Origin of the sequence: Enhygromyxa salina, from assembly GCF_002994615.1 — a bacterium.
Lineage (GTDB): Bacteria > Myxococcota_A > Polyangia > Nannocystales > Nannocystaceae > Plesiocystis > Plesiocystis salina_A.
In genome coordinates this window covers 88,843-113,781 of sequence record NZ_PVNK01000108.1, presented here as the reverse complement: position 1 = coordinate 113,781, position 24,939 = coordinate 88,843, and the positions used below count along the sequence as shown (strand labels likewise).

General features: G+C 68.3%; 24 protein-coding genes. 12 read left to right on the top strand and 12 right to left on the bottom strand.

Annotation, left to right across the window (positions count from 1 at the left end; genetic code table 11):
• The first annotated feature begins 19 nt into the window (after positions 1-19).
• Positions 20-916 carry an ectoine hydroxylase gene (gene thpD, locus ENSA5_RS09840; RefSeq protein WP_106391373.1) on the top strand — a complete coding sequence of 299 codons (897 nt, stop codon included), beginning with the start codon at positions 20-22 and terminating at the stop codon, positions 914-916.
• Complete coding sequence (locus ENSA5_RS09835) at positions 913-2,352, top strand: sodium/proline symporter (protein ID WP_106391372.1); 1,440 nt, start codon at positions 913-915, stop codon at positions 2,350-2,352. Before thpD ends, ENSA5_RS09835 begins: the two co-directional genes overlap by 4 nt.
• 62 nt (positions 2,353-2,414) lie before the next feature.
• On the opposite strand, the gene ENSA5_RS09830 is transcribed toward ENSA5_RS09835, so the two are convergent.
• The gene (locus ENSA5_RS09830; protein WP_106391371.1) at positions 2,415-3,500 is read right to left on the bottom strand and encodes an aldehyde dehydrogenase family protein; all 1,086 of its coding nucleotides are present in this window, start codon (positions 3,498-3,500) and stop codon (positions 2,415-2,417) included.
• Positions 3,501-3,534: 34 nt separating this feature from the next.
• Positions 3,535-4,575 carry a serine/threonine-protein kinase gene (locus tag ENSA5_RS09825; protein WP_106391370.1) on the bottom strand — a complete coding sequence of 347 codons (1,041 nt, stop codon included), beginning with the start codon at positions 4,573-4,575 and terminating at the stop codon, positions 3,535-3,537.
• A 284-nt stretch (positions 4,576-4,859) separates the two neighbouring features.
• Here ENSA5_RS09825 and dnaB point away from each other — a divergent pair, with 284 nt between their 5' ends.
• From dnaB to ENSA5_RS37375, 3 genes are all read left to right on the top strand, one after another.
• On the top strand, positions 4,860-6,317 hold the full coding sequence (dnaB, locus tag ENSA5_RS09820; protein ID WP_106391369.1) for a replicative DNA helicase: 1,458 nt from the start codon (positions 4,860-4,862) through the stop codon (positions 6,315-6,317).
• 106 nt (positions 6,318-6,423) lie between these two features.
• Positions 6,424-6,855 (top strand): hypothetical protein, encoded by a 432-nt coding sequence (locus ENSA5_RS09815; protein ID WP_146155524.1) that lies wholly within the window; start codon positions 6,424-6,426, stop codon positions 6,853-6,855.
• Positions 6,852-7,010 (top strand): hypothetical protein, encoded by a 159-nt coding sequence (locus ENSA5_RS37375; RefSeq protein ID WP_181197580.1) that lies wholly within the window; start codon positions 6,852-6,854, stop codon positions 7,008-7,010. The genes ENSA5_RS09815 and ENSA5_RS37375 overlap by 4 nt, the downstream gene beginning before the upstream one ends.
• Before the next feature lie 21 nt (positions 7,011-7,031).
• On the opposite strand, the gene ENSA5_RS09810 is transcribed toward ENSA5_RS37375, so the two are convergent.
• From ENSA5_RS09810 to ENSA5_RS09800, 3 genes are read right to left on the bottom strand one after another with little or no spacing between them, the layout of a single operon-like run.
• Positions 7,032-7,598, bottom strand: a complete 567-nt coding sequence (locus ENSA5_RS09810) for a TlpA family protein disulfide reductase (protein WP_106391367.1) — start codon at positions 7,596-7,598, stop codon at positions 7,032-7,034.
• Positions 7,591-8,112, bottom strand: coding sequence for a hypothetical protein (locus ENSA5_RS37370; protein WP_181197579.1), 522 nt, complete (start codon positions 8,110-8,112; stop codon positions 7,591-7,593). The genes ENSA5_RS09810 and ENSA5_RS37370 overlap by 8 nt, the downstream gene beginning before the upstream one ends.
• An 8-nt stretch (positions 8,113-8,120) precedes the next feature.
• Positions 8,121-9,344: a hypothetical protein gene (locus tag ENSA5_RS09800; protein ID WP_146155523.1), complete on the bottom strand. Its 1,224-nt coding sequence runs from the start codon at positions 9,342-9,344 to the stop codon at positions 8,121-8,123.
• 79 nt (positions 9,345-9,423) lie between these two features.
• Here ENSA5_RS09800 and ENSA5_RS09795 point away from each other — a divergent pair, with 79 nt between their 5' ends.
• Positions 9,424-11,058, top strand: a complete 1,635-nt coding sequence (locus ENSA5_RS09795) for an acyl-CoA carboxylase subunit beta (RefSeq protein WP_106391365.1) — start codon at positions 9,424-9,426, stop codon at positions 11,056-11,058.
• A gap of 287 nt (positions 11,059-11,345) precedes the next feature.
• On the opposite strand, the gene ENSA5_RS09790 is transcribed toward ENSA5_RS09795, so the two are convergent.
• Positions 11,346-12,335: a hypothetical protein gene (locus ENSA5_RS09790; RefSeq protein ID WP_146155522.1), complete on the bottom strand. Its 990-nt coding sequence runs from the start codon at positions 12,333-12,335 to the stop codon at positions 11,346-11,348.
• A gap of 326 nt (positions 12,336-12,661) precedes the next feature.
• Here ENSA5_RS09790 and ENSA5_RS09785 point away from each other — a divergent pair, with 326 nt between their 5' ends.
• A complete protein-coding gene (locus tag ENSA5_RS09785; RefSeq protein ID WP_308726538.1) occupies positions 12,662-13,993 on the top strand; it encodes an MATE family efflux transporter in 1,332 nt (443 codons plus the stop codon).
• A gap of 68 nt (positions 13,994-14,061) precedes the next feature.
• Here ENSA5_RS09785 and ENSA5_RS09780 read toward each other — a convergent pair whose 3' ends face one another.
• A complete protein-coding gene (locus ENSA5_RS09780) occupies positions 14,062-15,096 on the bottom strand; it encodes an MBL fold metallo-hydrolase (protein WP_106391362.1) in 1,035 nt (344 codons plus the stop codon).
• Between the two features lie 66 nt (positions 15,097-15,162).
• On the opposite strand from ENSA5_RS09780, the gene ENSA5_RS09775 reads away from it, so the two are divergent.
• Positions 15,163-15,591, top strand: a complete 429-nt coding sequence (locus ENSA5_RS09775) for a tetratricopeptide repeat protein (protein ID WP_106391361.1) — start codon at positions 15,163-15,165, stop codon at positions 15,589-15,591.
• A gap of 79 nt (positions 15,592-15,670) precedes the next feature.
• On the opposite strand, the gene glgA is transcribed toward ENSA5_RS09775, so the two are convergent.
• Positions 15,671-17,122 carry a glycogen synthase GlgA gene (glgA, locus tag ENSA5_RS09770; RefSeq protein WP_106391360.1) on the bottom strand — a complete coding sequence of 484 codons (1,452 nt, stop codon included), beginning with the start codon at positions 17,120-17,122 and terminating at the stop codon, positions 15,671-15,673.
• Positions 17,123-17,124: 2 nt separating this feature from the next.
• Positions 17,125-18,510, bottom strand: a complete 1,386-nt coding sequence (locus ENSA5_RS09765) for a glucose-1-phosphate adenylyltransferase (RefSeq protein WP_106391359.1) — start codon at positions 18,508-18,510, stop codon at positions 17,125-17,127.
• 61 nt (positions 18,511-18,571) lie between these two features.
• On the opposite strand from ENSA5_RS09765, the gene ENSA5_RS09760 reads away from it, so the two are divergent.
• Complete coding sequence (locus tag ENSA5_RS09760; protein ID WP_106391358.1) at positions 18,572-19,492, top strand: N-formylglutamate amidohydrolase; 921 nt, start codon at positions 18,572-18,574, stop codon at positions 19,490-19,492.
• A gap of 206 nt (positions 19,493-19,698) precedes the next feature.
• Here the strand turns inward: ENSA5_RS09760 and zigA are convergent, their stop codons facing one another.
• Both zigA and ENSA5_RS37365 read right to left on the bottom strand, forming a co-directional pair.
• Positions 19,699-20,940, bottom strand: a complete 1,242-nt coding sequence (gene zigA / locus ENSA5_RS09755; RefSeq protein ID WP_106391357.1) for a zinc metallochaperone GTPase ZigA — start codon at positions 20,938-20,940, stop codon at positions 19,699-19,701.
• A 17-nt stretch (positions 20,941-20,957) separates the two neighbouring features.
• Positions 20,958-21,452, bottom strand: a complete 495-nt coding sequence (locus ENSA5_RS37365; RefSeq protein WP_181197578.1) for a hypothetical protein — start codon at positions 21,450-21,452, stop codon at positions 20,958-20,960.
• Positions 21,453-21,458: 6 nt separating this feature from the next.
• Between ENSA5_RS37365 and ENSA5_RS37360 the strand changes: the two genes are divergently transcribed.
• The 3 genes from ENSA5_RS37360 to ENSA5_RS09740 all read left to right on the top strand — a co-directional run bounded on the left by ENSA5_RS37360 (position 21,459) and on the right by ENSA5_RS09740 (position 23,549).
• Entirely contained in the window at positions 21,459-21,797 is a 339-nt protein-coding gene (locus tag ENSA5_RS37360; RefSeq protein WP_181197577.1) for a hypothetical protein, read from the top strand.
• A 196-nt stretch (positions 21,798-21,993) separates the two neighbouring features.
• Complete coding sequence (locus tag ENSA5_RS09745) at positions 21,994-22,440, top strand: Fur family transcriptional regulator (protein ID WP_181197576.1); 447 nt, start codon at positions 21,994-21,996, stop codon at positions 22,438-22,440.
• Positions 22,437-23,549, top strand: a complete 1,113-nt coding sequence (locus ENSA5_RS09740) for a CobW family GTP-binding protein (RefSeq protein WP_106391354.1) — start codon at positions 22,437-22,439, stop codon at positions 23,547-23,549. Before ENSA5_RS09745 ends, ENSA5_RS09740 begins: the two co-directional genes overlap by 4 nt.
• 641 nt (positions 23,550-24,190) lie before the next feature.
• Here the strand turns inward: ENSA5_RS09740 and ENSA5_RS09735 are convergent.
• Positions 24,191-24,922, bottom strand: a complete 732-nt coding sequence (locus tag ENSA5_RS09735; protein ID WP_106391408.1) for an esterase family protein — start codon at positions 24,920-24,922, stop codon at positions 24,191-24,193.
• Positions 24,923-24,939 lie beyond the last annotated feature (17 nt).

The following is a 24,939-nucleotide window of genomic DNA, read 5'->3' as shown; positions in this document are numbered from 1 at the left end:
GACCCGGAGCGACCCCGTCATGACAGCAAGCGATCCCTACCGCTCGCGCGGTCACGGGTGGGAGATCATCGAGCGAAGCGACCCGATCTGCTGGGGTCAGCGGCCCGGGCCGCTGTCCTCCGAGCAGCTCGACAGCTTCCGCGCCCAGGGCTTCTTGGTCTGGCCCGAGCTGCTCGGCGCCGACGAAGTCGAGGCCCTGCGCGAGCGAGCCGCCCAGCTGCGCGCGCGACCGGGCCTGCGCGCCCGCGACGACGTGATCACCGAGCCCGACAGCGGGGCGATCCGCTCGATCTTCCGGGTTCATCGCGATCTTCATGGCGATGGGGCGATCTTCGCCCAGCTCGCCGCCGATCCGCGCCTCGCCGACGTCGCCCGCCAGATCCTCGCCAGCGAGGTCTACATCCACCAGTCGCGCATCAACTTCAAGCCCGGCTTCGAAGGCCGCGAGTTCTACTGGCACTCGGACTTCGAGACCTGGCACATGGAGGACGGCATGGCCCAGATGCGGGCCATGAGCGCCTCGGTCCTGCTGACCGACAACAGCTCGATCAACGGGCCGCTGATGCTGATCTCCGGCTCGCACCGCCGCTACGTCCGCTGCGCTGGCGAGACCCCAGCCAACCATTACAAGCAGTCGCTCGTGGCCCAGCGCTACGGCGTGCCTGACCCCCAGGCCCTGACCTCGCTCGCCGAGGCCGGCGAGATCGTCGAGGCCACGGGGCCCGCGGGCACGGTCGTGTTCTTCGACTCCAACACCATGCACGGCTCGACCGGCAACCTCTCGCCCTTCCCCCGCCACAACGTGTTCTTGGTCTACAACAGCGTCGAGAATCGGCTGCGCGCGCCCTACTGCGGCCTGCCGCCGCGGCCCGAGTTTCTGGCCGAGCGCGAGGCAGCCTCGATCGCGCGCCGATGACCACGATCATCGCGAGCTTCGGGCTGTGCCTGCTGGCGTTCACGCTGATCGGCCTGCTCTCGGCTCGGCGCCGGCAACCGACGAGCACCGACTACCTGATCGCCGGGCGCAGCGTGAGCCCGTGGCTGACGGCGCTGTCGAGCGTCGCGACCAACAACAGCGGCTTCATGTTCATCGGCCTGTTGGGCTTCACCTACCGCTTCGGCGTCCAGGCGGTGTGGCTGCAGCTCGGCTGGATCCTCGGCGACCTCGTGGTCTGGATGTGGGTGCACGGCCGGGTCCGCGCGCTCTCGGGTCGGCTCGAGCTCGCCTCGGTCCCGGCCCTGCTCGGGACCCGCGACAACGGCTCGGTCGTGCGCCCGACCGTGGTCGTCACGGGCGCGCTGACCTTCCTGTTTCTGGGCGGCTACGCAGCCGCCCAGCTCGCGGCCGGGAGCACCGCCTTGAACGTGCTGTTCGGCTGGGACCTGCGCCTCGGCGCGAGTATCGGGGCGGTGATCGTCGCGCTCTACTGCTTCTCCGGCGGCCTCCGAGCCTCGATCTGGACCGACGCGGCCCAGTCGATCGTGATGCTGGCCTCGATGGCCTTGCTGCTCGCGCTCGCGATGAACCGGGCCGGCGGGCCGCCCCAGCTGTTCGCAAGCCTCGAGGCCATCGATCCGCCCCTCGTCCGCTGGCGACCGGCCGAGCTCCGCTTCGGGCTCGGGCTCTACTTCCTGGGCTTCGTCGCCGGGGGTCTCGGCGCCGTCGGTCAGCCGCACATCTTGATCCGCAGCATGGCGATCTCGTCTGCCGAAGAGATCCCGCGGGCGCGGAGGATCTACTATCTGTGGTTCGTCCCCTTCAGCGTCGCGGCGGTCGGCGCCGGGCTCTACGCCCGGGTCCTGCTGCCCGACTTGCTCGTCGGCGCGGCGCCCGATGGCCTGGCCCAGGCGGCCGAGAGCGCCCTCCCGCGGCTGACGCTCGCGCTGATGCCCGAGGTCCTCGTCGGCCTGATGCTGGCCGGGATCTTCTCGGCGACCATGTCGACCGCAGACTCGCAGATCCTCGCGTGCTCGGCGGCCGTCACCCAGGACATCGCGCCAACGCTGCGCGACTCCTATCCGGCGTCCAAGCTGGCCACGCTCGCGGTCACAGCCTTGGCGCTGACCATCGCGCTGTCGGCCAGCGACGGCGTGTTCGCCCTGGTGCTCGGGGCCTGGTCGGCGCTCGGGGCGAGCCTCGGCCCGCTGTTGATCTTGCGGGTCATGGGCCGCGTGCCCTCGGCTCCGGTCGCGCTGGTGATGATGGCGGCTGGCGTGCTGACCGTGTTCTCGTGGGGCGCGTCGAGCCTGGCCGACGATGTGTTCAAGCTGCTCCCGGGCCTCGCGGTGCCCCTCGCGATCTACGCGATCTACGAGCTGGTCACGAGGCTCGGGTCGCGGCAGCGTCGCTGACGCCTGTGGGGGTCAAGAACAGCCAGCCCCCTAGCAGCCCGGGGTGCTTGCACCCCGGGCTGCTAGGGCCGCGGCTCGGGGAGCCCGGGGGGCAGGCGCTCGACGAGGAGGGCGCCATGGATCTGGCCGTCGATCGAGCGCAGGCTCAGGTCGCGGGGTTTTTCGCCGAAGCGAAGGCGGCCCTGGTTGCGGGGGGCGAAGTGATCGAGCAGCGCCTCGCCCTCGGCCGAGGTCCGGGCCGGGTAGACGATGAGCATCGGGCCGCAGGGCTCGGGGTCGCCTGTCGGGAGCTCGCCCCCCTGGGCTGGGCTCGGGACGCGGAACAGCGCGGGGGCCAAGAAGCACTGGCCGAGGGCGTCGGCCCGCTCGAGGCGGCCGCCCGGGCACAAGGTGGTCACCTGCTCGCGGGCGCGCCAGGCCGCTTCGACGGCCAAGAAGCGCTCGGCCCGGGGCTCGTCGACGGGGCCGGCGAAGGCGTGCTCGTCATCGACGGGACCCATGCGGGCGCCGATCCACAGCCGTCGCAGAGTCCGCTCGAGCCGCTCGCTCCGGCCGACCACGATCACGCGGTGAACCACGCGAGGGTCGAAGCCGGTTCGGCGCAGGCAGCCCCGCGCGAGCACGTAGGCCGCGAGCTCGCGGTCGGCGTCGGCCTGGACCAACGCGACCCGCTCGCTGCGTCGCCGGACGCCGATCGCCTGCCAATCCGCGTGGGCGTGATCGAGGATCCCCGGCGCCGAGACCGTCAGGACCCCGGGCTCGAGGCGATCCGACATGTTGCGCAGGAGACGAAACACGCCCGGGCACGCCCCGACCTCGGACTCGACGTGGACTCGACGACCCCGCCGCAGCGCTCGCCAGGCCAGCTCGAGCGCCTCGAGCGGCTGCTCGCGGAGCTCCCGAACCAGGGCCGGGTCGCCGCCAAAGCGATGAAAGCGGCGCGCGCGGAGCTCGATCAGTCGGCGCTGCGCCGCCCCAATCTGCTCTTCGCGCTCCCACGCGACCATGCCCAGGCGCTCGGCGAGATCGTCGGCCAGGCTGTCGGCCGCGAGGGCGATCTCCTCGAACAACTCGGGCATCAGCGCGGTCGCGGCCGCGGCGATCTGGCCCGGCGAAACAGCCCCGGCGCCAACCGTGTCACTCGGCATCGCTACGGCGCGAGCCCCCGGTCGAGCTCGATCTTCACTTGCTCACCATCATCATCGTGATCAGCGAGACGACCACGCCGATCACGATCCCGATCACGATTGCGATCGCCCAGGTCTTCTTGCTGGCGGCCGCGGCCTCGCCCCGGGCATCCTCGACGTTCGACGCCGCGGGCTCGGGCGCCGCCGACGGGACCTCGGTCGCGATCTCGACCGCGGCGTGGCGCGGCGGGATCTGCCCGCCGATCCTCGCCGTAATGGCCGGGAGGTGCTCGATCAGCTCCTCGAGGGTTGGGCGGACGTCGGGCCGGCGGCTCATCATCCGGCGGCACAGATCGCTCAGCGGCTCGTCGAAGTTGGCGATCTGGGTCTTGAGCACCGGGCGCTCGGCCTTGAGGTGACGACGGACCACGGCGGTGTAGTGGTCGTCGGCGCCGCCCTTGCGAAACGGCGGGCTGCCCGTGCACATGTGATAGAGCGAGCAGCCGAGCGCGTAGACGTCGGCGCTCGAGTCGACGTCTTCGCCCATGGCCTGCTCGGGCGCGAGGTAGTCGGGCGTGCCGACGAACACGCCGGTCGCCGTGATCGAGAGGTCTTCTTGCAGCGCCTTGGCCAGGCCGAAGTCGGTGACCTTGACCTCGCCGGCCTTGGTCACGACCAGGTTCGAGGGCTTGACGTCGCGGTGGACGACCCCGGCGCGCTTGGCCTCGAGCAAGCCGACCGACGACTGGCGCACGACCTCGGCCGCGTCGCCCGGATGCAGCGGGCCGTTCTTCTTGATCAGCCCGCCGATGTCCTCGCCGTCGAGGAACTCCATGGCCAGGAAGGGCCGGCCTTCGAACTCGCCGATGAAGTAGACCTGAACCACGTTGACGTGGTTCATCGCCGCCAGCGAGCGGCCCTCGCGGAGGAACCGCTCCTTGAACTCCGAAGACTCCTGGTGCTTGCGGCCCAGAACCTTGAGCGCCACTCGACGATCCAGGTTGGGGTCGCGGCCTTCGTAGACCTCACCCATCGCCCCCTTACCCAGAAGGCCCTGGATTTCGTAGTGGCCGATCCTCTCGGGCACTCGCGCCATGCGGCGTGAACCTATCACGGGAGGGCCACGGCGCCCATCGCCAGCCGCGCGTATGTCCGATCGCCTGACGAAAACATCGCGCCATTCGCGCCAGCGACTTTACTCTGAGAGCTTGCACATATGCCGGGGCATACAGCTGCTACGTGCATAGAACCCCCATGATCCAGGACAGAGCACCGCCTTCGAGGCCCCAGTGACAAACTCCCACCAGCTCCTGTGCTTTGCCGCTGCCCCCGCGGCGACCCACAGACTACTCTATCGGACCCGGTCAGCCCCGGTCAGCCATGGCCTCACAGCGCACCCTCCCCCATCGCCCCGAAGCCGAGAACGCAGTCCTCGGCGGCATCTTGTTGCGCGGCCGCGAGGCGCTCAACGACGTGCTCGAGCACGTGACCGAGGACGACTTCTACCAGCCCCGAGCCCAGGCGGTGTTCCGCGGCATGCGGATGCTCGAGGAGCGCGGCGAGCCGATCGACGTGATCACCCTCGAGGCCCAGCTTCGTCGGACCGGCGAGCTCGAGCTCGTCGGCGGGATCGAGGGCCTCGCCCGCCTCGACCGCTACGCCACCGCCCACAACATCAAGGCCCACGCCGAGCTGATCCTCGAGGCCGCCCAGATCCGCAACCTCGTCGTCACGACCCGCGAGATCTACGAGGAGGGCATGGAGGAGCTCGAGGACGCCCGGGCCTACATCGACACGGCCGAGCAGCGGGTCCTCAAGGTCAACGAGCGCGGGCGCAAGAGCACCTACCGAAGCTCGCGCGAGCTGATGCTCGAGGTCTTCCAGGGCATCACCGAGCGCCAGCGCCAGACCGACCCGATCACCGGGGTCTCGACCGGCTTCACCCAGATGGACGAGATGACCGCGGGCCTCCAGCCCAGCGATCTGATCATCATCGCGGCGCGCCCCTCGATGGGCAAGACCGCGTTCGCCCTCAACCTGGCCCAAAACGCCTGCATCCTGCCGGCGAAGTACACCAACGCGCCGCCCGAGCAGCGCCCCGGTCGCTTCCCGGTCCTGTTCTTCTCGCTCGAGATGGGCGCGACCCAGCTGATCGAGCGCGTGCTGTGCAGCGAGGCCAAGGTCGACTACGCCCAGCTGCGCCGCGGCGGCCGGATGATGGAGCAGGACTTCCGCGGCCTGATCGCCGCCGCCGACCGCATCTCCAACGCGCCGCTGTACATCGACGACACCGCCGCGCCGAGCATCCTCGAGGTCCGGGCCCGCGCCCGCCGCTGGCGAGACGACCGGACGATCTTCCCCGACCCCGATCCCGACGATCCGTCCGCCAACCACAAGGGCCTCGGCCTGGTCATGATCGACTACCTCCAGCTCGCGCGCGGCGGCAAGGCCCGCTACGACTCGCGCGAGCAGGAGATCTCCGAGATCTCTCGCGGGCTCAAGGCGCTCGCCAAGGAGCTCAAGGTCCCCGTGATCGCGCTCTCGCAGCTCAACCGCGCCGTCGACTCGCGCGCCGATCACCGCCCCCAGCTCTCGGATCTGCGCGAGTCTGGCGCGATCGAGCAGGACGCCGACGTGATCATGTTCATCTACCGCGAGGAGCGCTACCTCAACGCCGACAGCCCCGAAGAGAAGCGGCGCGAGGTCGAGAACAAGGCCGAGGTCATCATCGGCAAGCAGCGCAACGGCCCGATCGGCACGGTCCACCTGACCTTCATGAAGAAGCACACCCGGTTCGAGAACCCCGCGCCCGAGTACGGCGAGGGCGGCGGCTTCTGACCGAGGCTGCGCTCGAGCGGCTCGTCACGCCACGTGTGTGAGCGTTCGCAGATCGGCGAGCCTGCGCTCGCGCCGTCAACGCGGGTGAAAACGCTACCCTCCGCCCATGCGCGCCCGAGTTCGTTCGCTGCCTCCCGCTGTGTGCGCCCTGCTCCTCGCGCTGGCGCTGACCGTCTCCGCCTGCTCGAAGGACGAGCTCGTCAACGAGACCATCGACGAGGTCACCGAGCTGACCAACGAGATGGTCAGCATGATCAGGGAGGGCGAGGACAAGAAGGCCGCCGTCGCCGAGGCCCGCGCGCTGTTCGAGAGCCGAAAGGCCGAGCTCGAGCCCAAGATGCTCGCGGTCACCGAGGTCCGCGGCTTTCAGGTCAGCGATGAGGCCGTCACGAAGATCAGCGAGGGCCTGCGCGAGAACTCGAACAACATGAGCCTCGTGCAGCTCGACCTCGTCATGGCCGCGGCGAAGGACCCCGAGCTCGACGCCGCGCTCAAAGAGCTGGTCGCCGCCCACACGGCGCTGCTGCATCTGAAATGAGCGAGCTCGATGGCTTCCTGCGACCTGCTCACACCGTGAGCGCGCAGGCCCCAGCCGGGCGGATGACCCACGCCGAGTGCTGCGCCTTCGGACGGGACGCAGCGCTCGAGCACGAGTACTTGCGGGGCGAGGTGTTCGCCATGGCGGGCGGCTGAGATCGCTCGAGTCCCGGGCGGTCACTCGTCGAGGAGCGCGTCGATCTCCCCGCGCAGCTTTCGCTCGCTGACCTGGCCGAGGTGCAGCGAGCGAATGGCCCCGCGCTTGTCGACCAGGACCATGTAGGGGATCTGCTCGACCCCGAACGCCTGCGCGAGCTGGCCGTCGTCGTAGATCTGCGCGAAGTCCATGCCCTTGCTGGCGGCGTAGGGCTCGACCAAGGCCCGGCGCTCCGCCGGCGCGCCGCTGTCTCGGTTGACGCCGTACACGCGGACCTCGCCGCCTCGCTCTGCGTAGCGCTGGTCGATCTCGACGACCGTCGGCATCTCGAGCCCGCAGGCGTGACACCACGTGGCCCAAAACACCAGCAGCGAGACCTGCCCTTCGAGGTCCGCGGAGCTCAGCGAGCTGCCGTCGTCGAGCTGCACGGCGAACTCGGGCAGCGGATCACCCGGCGTAACGGGGGTGTAGCTGGCCCAATTGTCGAGACCGAGCCCGAGGTCGCGGGCGCCCGAGAGCAGCGTCAGCGCGACGACGAGCGCGCCGACGACCAAGCCCAGACGAGATCCTTCGCGCGGGTCACTCATGGCTCACCTCCGCCGCGTCCCTCGAGGTCTCGACCTTCTCCTTGTCTTGGTCCGCGCCGCCCGCGTCCTCGGCGGGCATCGCCTTGCGGATCCAGACCCCGAGCCCGGCGGCCCACGCCGCGCCGAGCATCTCGGGCAGGTAGCGCGGCCCCGGGATGACCACGCCCTGTTGGCGCAAGAGGTTGGCCACCGTCGCGACCAGGACCAGCGCGACCAGGGGCAAGTGGCGATAGCGGCTGCGCGCGGCCCCGACGATGCTCTCGACCACCAGCCCGACCAAGAGCGGGGTCAAGAGCGCGAGCGCGAAGCCGTTGACCAGCAGCCAGAAGCTGCGGAAGACCTGATAGCGCGCGACGGACTCGGCCAGGTGCTCGATCTGGCTGCCGAGCACGAACAACCCCGCGAGCACCCACCAGTCGCGGCGGCCCTCACCCGGACCGAGGCCCGCGAGGGTCGCCCGGGGTCGGACGAGGATGCCCCCGTAGCGTTCGAGGGCCGCGCGAAGAGCTGACACTGACAGGTTCAACGTCGAGCTTGCATCTTACGTTTCGCGGCCGTGGCCAGCGCTGACGGGATGCCCTTGGACCGCGCGACCTTCTGGATGTCGTTGCGGTTGAGGAAGGCCAGCAGACTCATCGAGCGCGCGAGCGGCGTCTTGGGGTTCATCACCAGGTTGAGCTTGACCGTGTAGAGCTTGATCCACTCGCGGCGGTTGGAGATGTAGGTGATGACTTCATGGGGCAAGGAGCGGTTGGCGGCGTAGGCCACGGCCTCGCTGTCGCGGATCTTGGGCGACCGGATCGTCGCCATCGCCACGGTCTTGTTGGAGTCGCGGACGAGCAGCGAGCGGTCGTACTTGTCGCCGAGCAGCGCGGTGCGGATCTTCTCGAGCGGGCGCATCTTCGAGATCTGATGCATGCGGCTCTCCTTGCTCGGGGGCTGCTTGTCCTGCTCGCGGATCTCGGGCTTGGCCTCGGCCTCGGCCTCGGCGCCGTCCTCCTCGCCGGGCAGCGGGCCCTCGTAGATCTCCGCGTCGTCGTCGTCGAGCTCCGGGAGCTCGAGCTCGTCGTCGACGTCGGCGGCGCCGAGCAGGTCGAGGGCCGCGGCCTCGGCCTCGGCGACCTTCTCGGTCGTGTGCAGGGCCTTGAAGGCCTGGTCGCGGCTCTCGTCGACGGGCCCGCTCTCGGCCAGGGCCAGGCGGATCTCCTCCATCGCCGGGAGCCCGAGCTCGACGCCCTGGCGCTCGCCGAGCTCGATCATCCGGTGGATCACGCTCATGCGGCAGTGGCGGTTCTGGTACAGGCCCGAGACGATGCCTGGGGTCGCGAGCCAGCGGGTCTCGTTGTCGGCCAGGATGTCGCAGATCGTCTCGGGGCACACGCGCGAGATGCCGATGAGGGTCTCGTCGTCGACCTTGGGGTGGCGCACGACCAGCGCCAGGACCTTCTCGTTGCGAGCGAATTTGCGGCCGAGCAGGTCGAGGACCCCCGGCGGCAGCAGCTTGTCGGTGAGCGCGCCGTTGAGGACCGCGTCTGGCAGCCCCTCGACGGTCTTGCCGGCCGCGTCGGAGCCCTCGTCGTTGGCGACCCACAGCTGATAGAGCGCGACGAGCATGTCCCGCGGCGGCAGCGGGGCGAGGCCAGCCGCGGCCATCTTGCGCATCTTCGCGGGCGCCCCTTCGCCCACGAACTTCGCGGCGACGGGACCGAGCTGCGCGTCCTCGAGGGGGACATGAGCGAAGGCCATGGTCCGCCAGTGTGCCATGGCCCGGGTGGGAACCCCAGGAGGGTTTGCGTGTGGCCGTGGGCTGCGTACAGTCCCGCCGATGGCCGACGACCCCGACACGCAAGCACCGCAAGCACCGCAAGATCCCGTCGCCAAGCTCGAAGTCCGCGAGCGTGTCGCCAGGCTCGGTGGCGGTCCGATCCAGGCCCGCGCGGGCGCCGAGGCGGTCGCCAAGCTCGAGCAAAAGTCCGCCGCCGCGCTGACCAAGCTCGAGGGCGCCGGGCGTCAGAGCGCCCACGCGCGGATCGAGCTGCTGCTCGACGCTGGCAGCTTCGTCGAGCTCGATCGCTTCGTGACCTCGCAGTGCGCCGACTTTGGCATGCAGCAAAAGCAGACCTACGGCGACGGCGTCGTGACCGGCTACGGCACGATCGACGGCCGGCGGGTGTTCGTGTTCGCCCAGCGCCCCGACGTGTTCGGCGGCAGCCTCGGCTGGGCCCACGCCGAGAAGATCTGCAAGGTCATGGACAAGGCCATGGAGGTCGGGGCCCCGGTGATCGGGCTCAACGACAGCGGCGGCGCCCGCATCCAGGAGGGCGTGGCCGCGCTCGGCGGCTACGCCGAGATCTTCAAGCGCAACGTGCTCAGCTCCGGGGTCGTCCCGCAGATCTCGGTCGTCCTCGGCCCGTGCGCGGGCGGGGCCGTGTACTCGCCCGCGCTGACCGACTTCGTGCTGATGGTCGAGAAGTCGAGCTACATGTTCATCACCGGGCCCGACGTGATCAAGACGGTGACCCACGAAGAGGTGACCAAGGAGGCCCTCGGCGGGGCCATGACCCACAACGAGAAGTCCGGCGTCGGTCACTTCGCGTGCGCCGACGAGGCCGCGGCCCTGGCCCTGACCCGCGAGCTGCTCGGGTTCATGCCGAGCAACAACATGGAGCCGCCGCCGACGCGCGAGACCAGCGATCCGACCGATCGCGTATGCGAGGAGCTGGCCTCGCTCGTGCCCGAGAACCCCAACAAGCCCTACGACATCCGCACGCTGATCGAGTCGATCGCCGACGACGGGGTGTTCCTCGAGATCCAGGAGCACCACGCCAAGAACATCGTCGTCGGCTACGTGCGGATCGACGGGCACCCGGTCGGCGTGGTCGCCAACCAACCGCTGGTCCTCGCGGGCTGCCTCGACATCGACGCCTCGGTCAAGGCTGCCCGCTTCGTCCGGACCTGTGACGCGTTTAACACGCCGCTTTTGACCTTGGTCGATGTGCCTGGGTTCTTGCCCGGGACGGAGCAGGAGTACGGCGGCATTATCCGCCATGGCGCCAAGCTGCTCTACGCGTTTACGGAGGCGACCGTGCCGAAGGTCACCCTGGTTACGCGCAAGGCCTATGGTGGCGCGTATGATGTCATGGCGTCGAAGCACATCCGGGGGGATATCAACCTTGCTTACCCGACGGCGGAGATCGCGGTCATGGGTGCTGAGGGGGCGGTGAATATTATCTTTAGGCGGCAGATCGCGGGGGCTGAGGATCCTGAAGGGGAGCGGGCTCGGCTGATCGCGGATTATCGGCGGCTGTTTGCGAGTCCGTATAAGGCTGCGGAATTTGGGTTTTTGGATCGGGTGATCATGCCGCGTGAGACTCGGCGGGTGTTGGTGGATAGTTTTGGTTTGTTGCGGAATAAGCGGCAGGAGAATCCGCCTAAGAAGCATGGTAATATTCCGCTTTAAGGCAAGGGATCCGGACTGAGAGTCTTTGTCTTCCAAATCCAAGGGATCCGGACTGAGAGTCTTAATGCCCAAGGGATCCGGACTGAGAGTCTTTGTCTTCCAACGCGCTTGCCGAGGTCCGGGCCGGCTCTCAAACCCAGCCGACACTCCACCCCAAGCGCAATATCGCGCGACTCAGCCCGATTTTCGCTAAGGCGCGCCCATCTACACCCGCCTCGCCCCCACCGAACCAATACACGACGCCGGGATGGCCCCACGCGACCCCGCCCTCTCCTATGCCCTGTTCGCTAGGGCGACTGCGCTGCCACGGCGACACCCGCGAAGTGTCGCATCCAGTAGGTCCCCGCAGGGAACACCGCCGACTCGCCCCTTAGCAGCAACGTCCGCGCGGCCGCGTATTGCCGCTCCCACTCGCGGTCCCGCTGCAGTTGCGCCAGCACCAACCACTTGCTCGAGCTCGCCCACCTCGGCGCAACCGTGAATCGCTCCTCGAAGCTCCGCGGCGCCTGATTCCAGCCCTGCCGGGCAAGCTTGCGCAGCCCCATGAATCGGCGTCCCTTTTCGCGGAACTCTCGCTGGAATTCGACCTCGCGCTGACGGACCTGGGTCATCAGCTTGGCGTAGAGTTCTTCGTCGTCGAGCGCGGGGAAGATCGGCGGCCGAACGAGCGTCAACGAGACCTCCTCAGGCATCTCGCCGCCCTCGTCAAAAAGCCAGTCGGGCCGCTTGAAGGTCCGCGTCTCGCCGAAGCGCCAGTCGATGGTCGTAAACCCCGGCCACAGCCGCCCCCACTTCACGAGCCCGTCCTTGACAGGGTTCGTCAGGGTGTACACGAGATCGGCCAGCGACTCGTCATCCGTGGGTCGCCGCGTATCGCAAGCGGCATCACCGCTCCAGAAGGTGTCGTACCGCCCGAGCCGCGCGTTGCGGCCTCGGGCGATCAAGCTGTGCAGGAGCTGCTTGAAGGGCACGAGGTTGCCGTGCGGATCGGTCACATCCGTGTGGTGATGGTTCGACATCCACACGCTCGCGTGAACCTCGATCCCATGGAGCGCGGCCGCGTAGGCGAGGCAATAGCCGATGAAGTTGGCGAGTTCCTCGGCCTTGACACCCGGCGACAGCAGCAGCAAGCGGCCAAGACAGCGCCGGGTGATCTTGCAGCTGCTGCCCGAGTAAATCGGCCGCGCGCGCACCCGCGGGTATGTTCGAGCCTGCCCACGGGCCCGATTTTTGGCCCGGCGGGCGGCGCTGGCTTGTTTTTGCGCGGAGGAGGCCACGCGGAGCTTGTCGGGCCCCGGACTACGGAGTTGCAGGAATTCTTCTGATCGGAGCATCGAAACTAGAACTCGACGTCTAGTTTTGCGAGCACGTGATCTAAAGATCAAAATGAGGACTCTGAGGCCGGTCTTCCTCAGCGAGCACGTGATCTAAAGATCAAAATGAGGACTCTGAGGCCGGTCTTCCTCCGCCGAGTTTTGCGAGCACGTGATCTAAAGATCAAAATGAGGACTCTGAGGCCGGTCTTCATGATCTAAAGATCAAAACGAGGACTCTGAGACGAAAAAACGAGAACCATGAGTCCAGTTTCCACGCCGAACAACGCGTGGCAGAGTCCAGCCCACCAGTGGGGGTCACAAAAAGCCTACGCCACCGCTTCGCACAGCTCGCGCTCCCGAGCATCGCCGCGTCGTTGATGGTCCCAATCGCGAGCCTCGTCGACACCGCGATCCTCGGCCACCTCGACGAGCTCGATCCCCTCGCCGGGGTCGCCCTCGGCGGCGTGATCTTCGATCTCCTCTACTGGTCGTTCGGCTTCCTGCGCATGGGCACGACCGGCCTGACCGCCCAGGCCTTCGGCCGCGAACAGCTCGGCGAGTCCCGAGCATTGCTGCTGCGCGCGGGCGTGCTCGCGCTCGTGTTCTCGACCGTGCTGCTAGCGATCCAAGCCCCGATCGGCTGGCTCTCGTTCGCGCTGCTCGAGGGCGAGGCCGCCGTCGAGCTCGCCGCCCGGGCCTACTACGACGCGCGGATCTGGGCCGCGCCCGCGGTCCTGCTCAACTTCTGCGTGATGGGCTGGCTCCTGGGCCTCCAGCGGACGCGGCCGATCTTGATCATGGCGATCGTGGCCAACGGCGCCAACGTGGTCCTGGACTATGTGTTGATCGTGAAGCTCGGCTGGGGCGCCGCCGGGGCCGGGTGGGCGACGATGGGCAGCCAATACTTGGCGCTGCTGACCGCGGCGCCGATCGTTTGGCGGGCGTGGGCCGAGACCCGCAGCGACGAGCCGACCGGCGCGGTGTTGGGCTGGGCGCACCTGCGGCCGATCGCTAACCTCGGGCGGCACATCTGGCTGCGGACGCTCGCGCTGATCTCCGCGTTCGCGCTGTTCACAAATTTCTCGGCCAGCTTCTCGTCCACGCTGCTCGCCGCCAACGCCGTGCTCTTGCGCGTCCTCGGCCTGGCCAGCTACTTCATCGACGGCTTCGCCCACGCGACCGAGAGCCTCGCGGGGGTGTTCAAGGGCCGCGATGACAAGCCCAGCCTTCGCCGGCTGCTGGCGCTCGCGCTGCGCTGGGGCCTCGCTACCGCGGGCGGCTTCGCGCTCGCGTTCATCGCGTTTCCGCAGCTCTTCGTGCTGCTGACCGACCAGCCCGAGCTACTCGCGGCGGTCACCGACGCGCGCGGCTGGCTGGTCCTCGTGCTGCTGCTCGGCGCGGTCGCCTATGTCCTCGACGGCTACTTCATCGGGCTGACCGCCGGGCCGACCTTGGCGCGGGCGATGTTGCTGTCGTTCGCGCTGGGCTTCTTGCCGCTCGCGCTGTGGGCTCGCTACGGCGGGGGTGGGCCGCAGATGCTGTGGCTGGCGCTGTTGGTGTTCATGGCCGCGCGCGCGCTGACCCTCGGACTCGAGGTGCCCGCGACGCTCAAGAGTTGATCCGGCCCTGACCTTCAAGCCGCCACCATGAGACGCTGGCCGAAGTCGCGAGCCGCCCGAGTGCCCCCTCAGCTCGGGCTCGCCGAGCGACTCTTGCCCGCGAACCGGGCCATCGCCGCGAAGCAGGGCACCGCGCTCTTGCGCGGCCCGGCGCCCGAGAACTCGCGGTAGAGCGTGTCGACGTTGACGACGATCCGCTCCGACTCGCCCCACGCCGCGTAGTCCGTGAGCTCGATGTCCTTCGCGGCCTCGAACACCCCCATGCCCGCGTCGTAGCGCTGCCGGGCCTGATCGTGGACGTAGCTCAGGTACTCGCGCACGCGCCGGACCCCGGCCTTGTCGGTCAGCGGCCCGTGCCCGGGCACGATCGCGTCGACGTCCATGGCCTCGATCCGCTCGCACGCGGCGATCCAGTTGGACACCGGCCCCTCCCACACGATCGGGTGGCCGCCGATGAACAGGATGTCGCCGCAGTAGACCACGCGATCGTCGGGCACGTGGACGATCACGTCGCCCTTGGTGTGCGCAGGCCCGACCTCGATCAGCTCGACGCGCTTGTCGCCGACCTTCAAGCTCAGCGCGTCGTCGAAGGTCCGGGTCGGCAACACCAGCTCGATGCCCTCGAAGTGAAAGTCGCCAAAGACCTCGATCACGAAGGGCGCGGCCTCGACGATCGAGGCGAGCAGCTCGACGCCGAGCTTGCCCGCGACCCAGCCCAGGCCCTTGCCGAGCGCACCCATGCGCATGGTCAGGCGCGCGACCTTGTCGAGCTTGGCCATCAGCGTCGGCGGGATCTCGGACATCTCCGCGGCGCCCCGGCGCGAGGCGATGATCTCGGCCTCGCGGACGAGCTGGTTGCCCCAGCAGTGATCGCCGTTGGCGTGGGTGTTGACGACCGTGTCGATCGACTTCGCCGCTGGGGCCGCGTCGCGCATGGTCGCGAGCATCTGCGCGGTCAGGCGGGTATCGAACAGGGTGTCGACCAGCAAGCTGGCCTCGCCGTCGCAGATCAGCCCCGCGTTGTTCCAGCCCCAGGAGCCGTCGGGTTGAAGGTACGCGTAGCAGCCATCGCCGAGCTCGCTGAGCCCTTTTTCGTAGGCCATGGCCCTGCTCTTACCACGCGCTCGCCGCGATGGGCACGGGGCCGCCGAACGTGGCAGGATAGCGGGGTGGCTTCCGCGACCAAGCTGGTCCTCGCCGCCTCGCTCGCGCTGACGAGCGGGTGCTGGGCCAACGGCTACTTCGCCAACCGCGAGCTCCACTACGTGACCGACGAGGACGGCGAGCAGGTCCTGGTCAAGTCGCCCGCGCCCGCGCCCGCGGCCTACGAGGCCTACCTCCGGGCCCGGCTCGCGCTCGACCGCGACCCCCCGCAGCTCGACGTGGCCCGCGGGCACATCCTCGATGCCCTGCGCTGGCAGCCAAACGAGCCGCAGCTGTGGACGGTGAAGGCGGAGATCGAGTGGAAGGTCGGCGACTTCGCGGCGGCCGAAGACGCGATCGGCAAGGCGCTCGCGCTGCGGCCCGGGTATCCCGAGGCCCAGCGATTGCTCGCGCAGATCCACGAGCCCCTGCCCGCCGCCACCGCCGCCAAGTAAGCCACGCCCAGTTGGTCGTGCCCAGTTGGTCGTGCCAGTTAGTCGTGCTCGAGCTAGAGCGGCCCGCGGTGGTGTGACCTCAGCGACCGAGCGCCCGATAGAGGCGCAGATACTCCGCCGCCGAACGCGTCCAGCTCCAGTCGCGCTGCATCCCCGCCCGCTGGATCGCCCGCCAGCCCTCGGGCTGCGCGCGATACATCCGCACCGCCCGCCCGAGCGCCCAGCGCAACCCCGCAGCCGTCGGATGCTCGAACGCAAAGCCCGTGCCCTCGCCCCGGGCCAACCTCTCGTCGCCCGGATCACGAACCGTGTCCGCGAGCCCCCCAGTCGCGTGGACGATCGGCACTGTCCCGCAGCGCATCGCATACATCTGCGTGAGCCCGCAGGGCTCAAAGCGACTCGGAACCAGCAGCGCGTCGCAGCCCGCGATGATCTTGTGCGACAGCGGCACATCAAACGCGATCTCCGTCCGGACATTGTGCGAGTAGTGCCGCGCCGCGAGCCGAAACGAGTCCTCGAGCCGCGGCCCGCCCGTGCCGAGCACGACCAGTCGAGCCGGGAGGCCGTAGAGCTCGGGCGCGAGCGCTGCGACGAGGTCGAGGCCCTTTTGCACGGTCATGCGGCTGACCACACCAAGCAGCGGGACCTCGGGCAGCTCGGGCCAGTCGCAGATCCGCAGCAAGTCGGCCCGAACCGCCCGCTTGCCGTCGAGGTGCTCGGCGTCGTAGTGCGCGGCAAGATGCGGATCCGTGGCCGGATCCCACTCTTCAACGTCGACGCCGTTGAGCAGCCCGTGGATCCGCTGGCGGCGCAAGAACCCGTCGAGCTTGGCGCCAAACTCCGGCGTCTTGATCTCGCGCGCGTAGGTCGGGCTGACCGTGGTCACGGCGTCGGCCAGGGCGATGCCGCCCTTGAGCAAGCCGAGGTGGTCGTACCACTCGAACGCGTCGAGGTGGAACACGTCCCACGGCAGGCCCGTGAGCGGGAGCAGATCCTTGGAGCACACGCCCTGGTAGACGAGGTTGTGCAGGGTCAGGACCGTGCGCGCCCGCGGGTGCAGACCGCGGGCGTGGGTCGCGACGAGCCCGGGGATCAGCGCGGTGTGCCAGTCGTGCGCGTGAAGGATGTCGATCGGCCCACCCATGAGCTGCGCGCCGACGCCGACGACCGCCTTCGACAGCAAGATGAAGCGCAGGACGTCGTCTTCGTGGCCGTAGATACCGTCGCGATCGAAGGCCGAGTCGCAGGCCGCGAACAGGGTCGGCGCGCGACCGGGCTGATCGAGGCGCAGAAATCGGACCCGCGCCGTGGCCGGGCCGAGCTGCACGTCGGCGACGACGCCCGTGTCGCGCGGGCTCAGGTTGCGCTTGGCCAGCGCCTGCTTGGCCGCGCGGTAGTAGGGCAGCACGACAGCCGCGTCGACGCCCCTGGCGGCCCGCCCGAGCGCGCTCGGCAGCGCCCCGACGACGTCTCCGAGCCCGCCGGTCTTGGCCCACGGGGCGCACTCACTCGACACATGAAGGATGCGCATGGCTATCGATCTTTGTAGCGGGGCCCCGACGATTGGTGGCTGTGGCGGGCGCGATCGAGGAGCTCGTAGCGGCCCTCGAACTTGGCCATGATCGGCTTGGTGTCGGGGTCGCGCTGCATCAGCTCGGCCATGTCGAAGGCCAGCCGGATCGGCCCCTCGCGCGGGACGACCGTGCCCTTGGGCAGCACGACGATGCCCGACTCGCTGACAAAGGGGAAGCGCTCGCGGTCGGCCGCGGTGTCCCAGCCGATCTCGGTTCCGGCCTCGACCGCGCAGTTCTTGTCGAGCAGGACCCGCTTGAGCCGAGCGCCCTCGCCGATGTCGCAGCCCGAGAACACCACGCTGTCTTCGAGCTCGCAGCCGGGGTGGACGAAGGAGTCGTAGCCGAGCATGACCTGGTCGAGGCTGCTGCTCGACACGATCGTGCCCTCGCAGATCAGTGAGTCGACCGCGGCGCTGACCGGGTGCTTGGGCGAGTGCCGGACGAGGCGCGCGGGCGGGTAGTCGCGCTGCGCGGTGCGGATCCGCCACAGCCGGTTGTAGAGGTTGACCGCAGGCAGCGAGCTGCGGACCTCCATGTTGGCCGTGAAGTAGCCCTCGATCGTGCCGACGTCGCGCCAGTAGGGGAGCGTGCCGTCGCGCTCGCCGGGCACGAGGTTGGTGCCGAAGTCGTAGACCTGGATCTGCGCGCCCTCGCGGAGCATCCGCGGGATGATGTTCTTGCCGAAGTCGTGGGCCGAGCTGCCGTCTTCGGCGTCGACGGCGAGGACGTCGATCAGCGCGTCGCGGCGGAAGAAGTAGTTGCCCATGCTGACCAGCGCGCGCGTGGGGTCGTCGGGCATCGAGCGCGGGTGCTTGGGCTTCTCCTCGAAGCCGACGAGGCGCCCGCTCATGTCGACCTCCATGACGCCGAACTGGTGAGCCTCCTCGATCGGCACCGGCCAGCCCGCGATCGTCAGATCTGCGCCGCTGGCCTCGTGGACGTCTTGCATCTGATCGATCGCGAACTTGTAGACGTGATCGCCGCTGAACACGCCGACGTGGGCGCTGCGCGACTCGTGCAGTAAATTCGCGTTTTGCCACACGGCGTCAGCGGTGCCCAAATACCAAGATGGGCCCATGCGCATCTGCGCCGGGACGATCTCGATGAACTCCTGGATGCCGTGGAGGTGCCAGTTGCGGCTGATGTGCTTGATCAGGCTCGAGGCCATGAACTGCGTCAGCAGGTAGATGCGACGATAGCCCGAGTTGACCACGTTGGACAGCACGAAGTCGACGATCCGGTAGCGGCCGGCGAAGGGCACCGCGGGCTTGGCACGATGGCAAGTCAGCGGCGCGAGCCGGGAACCTTTGCCACCGGCGAGGACGAGCAGCGGGGTGTTGTTCAAGGTGAGGCGAGGTTACCAAAAACCGGTGCCCGAGGTTGTCCAGTTCGGTAGAACCTCGGGCGTGACCGCGAGCTTGCCGACCTGTGTGGCGGACGTCGTCGACGTCGAGCTGATCCGAGGCGCGGCCGCGGATCCCGAGGCCGCGCCCGACCTGCTCGTCGAAGTTCCCCATGGCGCCGACGAGCGGCGCCACTACGACGCGCTACGGGGGCGCCTGCGCGGGGACCTGCCCGACGACCTCCACTTGTTCTTCAACCTCAACACCGACGTCGGCGCGTGGGCCTACGGTCGCGCGACGGCCCAGGCAGTCGTCGCGGCCGCGCCGACGCGCTCGGCTGTGGTCCTGCGCAGCCTGGTCCCGCGGACCTTCGTCGACTGCAACCGGCCGTCGGACTACGAAGGCGGGCGCCTCGACGAGGGCGCCCTGACCCCGGGGATCCCCAGCTACGTGCGCGACGAGGGCGACCGCGCGCTGCTGCTCGAGCTCCATCGTAGCTACGTCGACGCGGCTCGGCGGGCGTTCGCGGTCGTGTGCGAGGCCGGCGGGCTCGCGCTGGTCCCCCACAGCTACGGGCCTCGCTCGCTCGGCGTCGAGGCGATCGACGACGACATCGTCACCAAGCTGCGCTGGGCCTGCGCGCCCGAGCGCCACGACAGCTGGCCGCTGCGGGCCCAGCTCGACCTCCTGACCCGCGACGCCGACGGCCAGCTGCTCGCGCCCCCGGGCGTCGAGGCTCGACTGCTCGCCGACTTCGCCGCGGCCGGGTTCACGCCGACGGCCAACGAGACCTACAACCTCCACCCGAGCACCCTCGCCCACGGCTGGTCGACGCGCTACCCGGGCCAGGTCGTGTGCCTCGAGGTCCGGCGGGACCTGGTCGTCGAGGCCTGGACCCCCTTCGAGCCGATGCAGGTGGTCGCGAGCGCGTGTGAGCGGGTCGCGGCCGTGCTCGCGGCCGCGCTCACGGACGCGCTCCGGTAGACAGAGCGAACCCGAGGGTGCGAGCAGCCGTTCCCCTGAGGCGGTATGGACTCCGCTTCTCGAGCGTCGCTCTCGGGCTTGGGCTCGGGTACGGCGCAGAGACTGCTCGCGACCGCTCCGAAGCGATCAACACCTTCGCCGTCAAGCTGCTCGGCTGAGGCGGCCAACGAGCCGTGTCCGGTGTCCTCGACCGGAGCGCTTGTGCTTCACTGGAGGCCCTCGTCGGCCATGCGCAGCTCCGGGAAGGGGTTCTCGAGCTGCGCCCAGGCCCGGCTGTCGGCGGAGGCCAGGGCTTCGTCGAGGAGGCACGCGTCGAGCCGAGCTCGCATCCTCGCCTCGTCCATCTTCTGCCCGATGAACACGAGCTGCTGCACGCGGTCGCCGAAGCGAGGGTGCCAGCTGGGCTGTTGGTCGGGGCGATGTCCTTCCGGGTGCCCCCAGTGCTCACGGGGCACCGCCGCCCACCACATCCCGGCGGGGTTGACGTTGCTGACGCCGCCGGCCTGCGCCCACTCGTAGGCCACCTGGTGGCTCGCCGCGACCCAAAAGAAGCCCTTGGAGCGGAGCACGCCGCGCCAGTTGTCGTCTTCATGCAAAAAGGCCCACAGCTTGTCCGCGTCGAAGGGCTGCGACGTCCGGTAGGTGAAGCTCGAGATCCCGTACTCCTCCGTCTCGGGCGTGTGCTCGCCCTGCAACTCTCGAATCCACCCGGCGGAGCTCGCCGCCTTGTCGTAGTCGAACAGGCCCGTGTCGAGGACGCAGTCGAGCGGCACCTGCCCCCGCGTCGCCATCAGGATCTTCGCGCCGGGGTTCAGCGCCTTGACGATGGCCTCGACCTCCAGGGTCCGGTCATTGCTGACAAGATCGAGCTTGTTGAGCACGATGACGTCGGCGAACTCGATCTGGTCGATGAGCAGGTCGGTGACGGTGCGGTGGTCCCCCTCGCCCAGCGACTCACCGCGTTCTTTGAGGGCCTCGGCCGCGTTGTAGTCTCGCAAGAAGCTCGCGACGTCGACGACCGTGACCATCGTATCGAGGCGCGCCACCTGACTCAGGCTCACCCCGCTCTCGTCCTCGAAGGTGAAGGTCTGGGCCACCGGGATGGGCTCCGAGATGCCGGTGGACTCAATCAGCAGGTAGTCGAAGCGGCCCTCCTGGGCGAGCCGAGAGACCTCCGCCAAGAGGTCGTCGCGCAGGGTGCAGCAGATGCACCCGTTCGACATTTCGACCAGCTTCTCTTCGGTCCGGCTGAGCTCGGCGCCGCCGCGTTCGACGAGCGCCGCGTCGATGTTGACCTCACTCATGTCGTTGACGATCACCGCGACGCGACGGCCCTCCCGGTTGTTGAGCACCTGGTTGAGGAGCGTGGTCTTCCCGGCCCCCAAGAAGCCCGAAAGGACGGTGACGGGGAGGCGCGGAGCAGGGCTTGTTTGCTGATTCAGGGTCATTGAGTTCCTCGTCTGGCTCACTCGGGAATGCACTGCGTCGGGTCCTCGGGGTCGAGCTCGTAGCCCGGGTCGCAGTGGCAGTGCCCGTCGTGCAGGTGGCCGTGACCGCCGCACTCCTCTTGCGCTCCGCCGAGCGCGTCGAGTTGGACGTCGAAGGCCCATGCGTCGAGGTCGAGAAGCTCCCCATCGGCGACGGGCTCGGTCTGCAAATCCTCGCCAATGCTCACTTCCTGGAAGACGAGGTCGAGCAACTCACCGGCGAATTGTTCGCCGGCGTTCGCTCCGAGCACGTGAAGGTGCACCTGACCTTCGGCGCGTGGCATGAAGGTGCGCTCGCAATCGAAATGGTCTTCGTGGGCGACGCAGCCGGTCTGCAGAATCAGGCACGTACCGCAGGTGGCGTAGTTCGTCTCCGCCTCGGTGATGTCGACGACGGCGGGCGAGGTCGGGCCTCCGAACGCTTCGTAGATCTCGAGGGTCAGCACCGCGTCGCCATCCGAGGCCTCGAGCACCCAGACTTGCGTGTCGTCGTCTGCTGTGCCGGTCGCGGCCCAAACATTCGAAGGGGAGAAGCCGAACTCCTCCTCATCTCCGGCGTCGTCACCATCGTCGTGGGCGTCGTCACCATCGTCGTGGCCGTCGTCACCATCGTCGTGGCCGTCGCCAGCCTCGTCGTCGGGCGCGCCTCCCTCTGCATCTTGCTCGGGGACACACGACAGCTCGTCGCTCGAGAGCTCGAAGCCGGGGTCACAGTGGCAATGGTCACCGTGCAGTTCACCGTGACCACCACACGCCGAATCGGCGGTGGTGTCGTCATCGGCGCAACCGACGCTGAATGTGGGCGCGATCAGCAATGAGGCGACCAGGCAGGTTCGAGTGCCAACGAGGCGGCGAAGTGGGGTGGGCGACATGAGCGGCTCCGTGGATCATTTGCGCAAGCAAAATGCTTATGCAATTGAATTGCGCACTAACCTATACGCAAGCGTATTGCAAGTGCAAGTCATCTCGGATAGCCTCTCAACACCGACCCTCTCGTTGCGCCTGAGCGCCGTCATGAGCATCACCAAGGACGAGGCACGACAGCTGCTGCACGAGAGCGCGCTCCGCGTGACCTCTCCGCGGCTCGCCGTGCTGCGCGTCCTCGCCGAGGCCCAAGACCCGCTCTCGCACACAGAGGTGCTCCAGCGCCTCGGCGAGACGGACTGGGATCCCGCGACGATCTACCGAAACCTCGTGAAGCTGAGGGACGCTGGGCTCGCCCCGGTGGTCAGCCGCGCAGACGGCATCAACCGTTACGCGCTCGCGCAGGCCCACGACGATGGCCACCAACACCCCCACTTCGTCTGCGAGGACTGCGGTCGCGTCACCTGCCTGCCGGCGGAGCTCACGGCGTCGATGGCGATGCAGGGGCCCTGGGCGGCATCAATCCAAAAGGCCATGGTCCAGCTTCGCGGAGAGTGCCCGGACTGTCTTCGCCGTCTGAGCGAGGCTCCGCGATGACTAAGCGCGTGCGCAAGCGCATCCCGGTCAACCTCATCGCGGGTCCTCTTGGGGTCGGGAAGACAACGACGATCAACCACCTGCTCCAGCACCGGCCGCCTGACGAGCGGTGGGCCGTGCTCATCAACGAGTACGGGCTCGTTGGTCTGGACGCCGCCTTGCTCGAGAGCAGCGAAGAGCCGGGCGGACGCCCCGGCGTCGAGCTCCGGGAGGTCGCGGGCGGCTGCATCTGCTGCAGCGCCGGGTTCATGTTCGAGGTGTCGCTCGTGCTCCTGCTTCAGCGTCGCCCCGATCGGCTGCTGATCGAGCCAACCGGGCTCGCGGCGCTCTCCGGGATCCTGGATACGCTCGACCGTAAGGGGATCCGCGAGTCTGTTGACGTGCGGTCCGTTGTGTGTCTGCTCGACCCCGGTAGCCTCGATGAGGATCTTCTCCAAGAAGAGGTCCGGGATCAGGTCGACGCCGCCGACGTCTTGCTTGCCAGTCGCAGCGACCTTGCGAGCCCAGAGCGACTCCAGGCCTTCGACTCCTGGGCGCGGAGCCTCTTCCCATCCAAGCGATTCGTTGGGCGTGTCGACTCCGGGACGATGTCGCCCGCGCTCTTGGATCTCGTCTCCCAACGCGAAGCCGCCGTTCGGCGCCGAGGTCATCGACACGAGGCCAGCGATCTGCACGAGCACGCTGATCACGATCACGATCATGATCACGAACACGATCACGATCACGAACACCACGCCCACGATGCCGAACCCGATGTCAGGTGTAACGAAGCGCGTCCGATCGTGCAGATGACTCACCAGGCTTCAGCCGCGTCGACGATCGGCTGGGTCTGCTGGCCGGGGTTGTTGTTCGACGCGAAGCGCGTCTTGTCCTGGCTACGAAGGCTGGCGAGGCTACCCGGCGCTCGGCGAACCAAAGCGGTCCTGAGAACAACCGAGGGCTGGCGCGGCTTCAACTTCGCCGGCGGGGTCGAAGAGGTCACACCGAGCGGCTATCGCAGGGACTCACGACTCGAAGTGATCATCGAGAGCGGGCAGTTTCCCGACCCCGAGGCGCTCGAGCAGGAGCTGCGCGGCTGCTTGTCCCCTCCCCTGAACTCGACTTCTTGACAGTGAGACAACGATGCCGATCGACGCCTGCGAGTTTCGCCCAGACGTCGAGGTCGAACTGAACGGGTTCCGAGGAGCTCTCGGCGTCCTTCACAGCTCGCTCCGCCGAGGCTCAACGGGGACGGTGCCGTCAACACCTCCCCGTTTCCTTTTGGTTACTCGGTAGACCTGGGCCAGGTCGGCCGGTACCGGGGTCGGACTGTGGGAGCTCGAGGGCAGCCGCTCGCGCGAGCCGGATCCTCGCCCGCGCCGACAGCTGCGACGCCGAGACCGACGCGATGTTCGTCATTGCACCACGGGCTGCTAGCCCTAAATCAAGCGCTGAATTTAAAAAGCTGAATGATTTAGGGCTAGTACGAGCCGCAAGGCGAGCGTTTGGGGTGAGCGGAGGGGGCTTTGCCGCCGCAGCGAGGGGCCTTTTCGAAAGGCCCCTTGAAGATTAGAAGGCCTGAGTCGAGCGCGCAGCGCTTGATTCAGGGCTAGCAGCCCGGGGTGCAATGCCTCGCGGCGCCTCGCTTGGCCTTTTCGCCGAGGGCTTTGTCGCCAAAACTTGCAGTACGCCCGGTACAGCGGCGTTTTGGCTTCGCGCCCTCGGCGCAAATTCCGGCGCGAGGCGACACGATGCATTGCACCCCGGGCTGCTAGCTCGTCCACTCGTCGAGGTACTTGGGCAGCATGTTGCGCCAGGTCGGCCAGTCGTGGTGCCAGTCTTCGCCCCACGGGTCGACTCGGTTCGGCACGCCCTGGGCCCCGAGCGCCCGCGCCATCGCCCAGCTCTCGCCCATGTCCTCGGCCCGGCCGGCCCCTGACGCGAGCAGCACGAAGCGCTTGCGCAGCTCGTCGAGGTGAACGCCCGCGAGCGTCGGCACGAATTGCAGCGGCGACGCCACGAAGTAGTCCTCGCTAAATTCCTCGGTCCCAAAGAAGCGCAAGATGTTCCAGGTCCCGCTCATCCCCAGCGCCCGGTGAAACACGTTCGGCCACCTGCACAAGACCGCGACCGCGTGAAAGGCCCCGATCGACGCCCCCGTCGTCCACACGCCAATGTCCTCACTGTTGCAGTCCATCCGGATCGCAGGCACGACCTCGTGGCGCACGTATTGATGGAATTGATTGAGCAGCCACATCCGGTGGCCGGGCGTGCCCTCTTGAACCATCATCGCGTGACCGGCGGTGCTGTCGCACGAATAGACCTTGATCCGGCCCGCCGCGATCAGCGGCTCGAGCGCGCGGATCAGCAAGAAGCGCTCGATCTCCTCGGCGTCGCCGCCCGCGGTCGGGAACACCAGCACGGGCTGCCCGTTGAATCCCCAGCGCGCGAGGGTCGCCTCGCGCTGCATTCGCTCCGAGTACCAGGTGGATTTCTTGAACATTTTCATGTCTCCGGGCT

Bases quoted from the DNA above. Each gene is read 5' to 3' on its own strand.
- zigA (WP_106391357.1), bottom strand. From the start codon at position 20,940: ATGACCCTGAATCAGCAAACAAGCCCTGCTCCGCGCCTCCCCGTCACC.
- ENSA5_RS09835 (WP_106391372.1), top strand. From the start codon at position 913: ATGACCACGATCATCGCGAGCTTCGGGCTGTGCCTGCTGGCGTTCACG.
- ENSA5_RS09810 (WP_106391367.1), bottom strand. From the start codon at position 7,598: ATGAGTGACCCGCGCGAAGGATCTCGTCTGGGCTTGGTCGTCGGCGCG.
- glgA (WP_106391360.1), bottom strand. From the start codon at position 17,122: ATGCGCATCCTTCATGTGTCGAGTGAGTGCGCCCCGTGGGCCAAGACC.
- ENSA5_RS37375 (WP_181197580.1), top strand. From the start codon at position 6,852: ATGAGCGAGCTCGATGGCTTCCTGCGACCTGCTCACACCGTGAGCGCG.
- ENSA5_RS09795 (WP_106391365.1), top strand. From the start codon at position 9,424: ATGGCCGACGACCCCGACACGCAAGCACCGCAAGCACCGCAAGATCCC.
- ENSA5_RS09780 (WP_106391362.1), bottom strand. From the start codon at position 15,096: ATGGCCTACGAAAAAGGGCTCAGCGAGCTCGGCGATGGCTGCTACGCG.
- ENSA5_RS09830 (WP_106391371.1), bottom strand. From the start codon at position 3,500: ATGCCGAGTGACACGGTTGGCGCCGGGGCTGTTTCGCCGGGCCAGATC.
- thpD (WP_106391373.1), top strand. From the start codon at position 20: ATGACAGCAAGCGATCCCTACCGCTCGCGCGGTCACGGGTGGGAGATC.
- ENSA5_RS09735 (WP_106391408.1), bottom strand. From the start codon at position 24,922: ATGTTCAAGAAATCCACCTGGTACTCGGAGCGAATGCAGCGCGAGGCG.
- dnaB (WP_106391369.1), top strand. From the start codon at position 4,860: ATGGCCTCACAGCGCACCCTCCCCCATCGCCCCGAAGCCGAGAACGCA.
- ENSA5_RS09740 (WP_106391354.1), top strand. From the start codon at position 22,437: ATGACTAAGCGCGTGCGCAAGCGCATCCCGGTCAACCTCATCGCGGGT.
- ENSA5_RS09825 (WP_106391370.1), bottom strand. From the start codon at position 4,575: ATGGCGCGAGTGCCCGAGAGGATCGGCCACTACGAAATCCAGGGCCTT.
- ENSA5_RS09800 (WP_146155523.1), bottom strand. From the start codon at position 9,344: ATGGCCTTCGCTCATGTCCCCCTCGAGGACGCGCAGCTCGGTCCCGTC.
- ENSA5_RS09815 (WP_146155524.1), top strand. From the start codon at position 6,424: ATGCGCGCCCGAGTTCGTTCGCTGCCTCCCGCTGTGTGCGCCCTGCTC.
- ENSA5_RS09745 (WP_181197576.1), top strand. From the start codon at position 21,994: ATGAGCATCACCAAGGACGAGGCACGACAGCTGCTGCACGAGAGCGCG.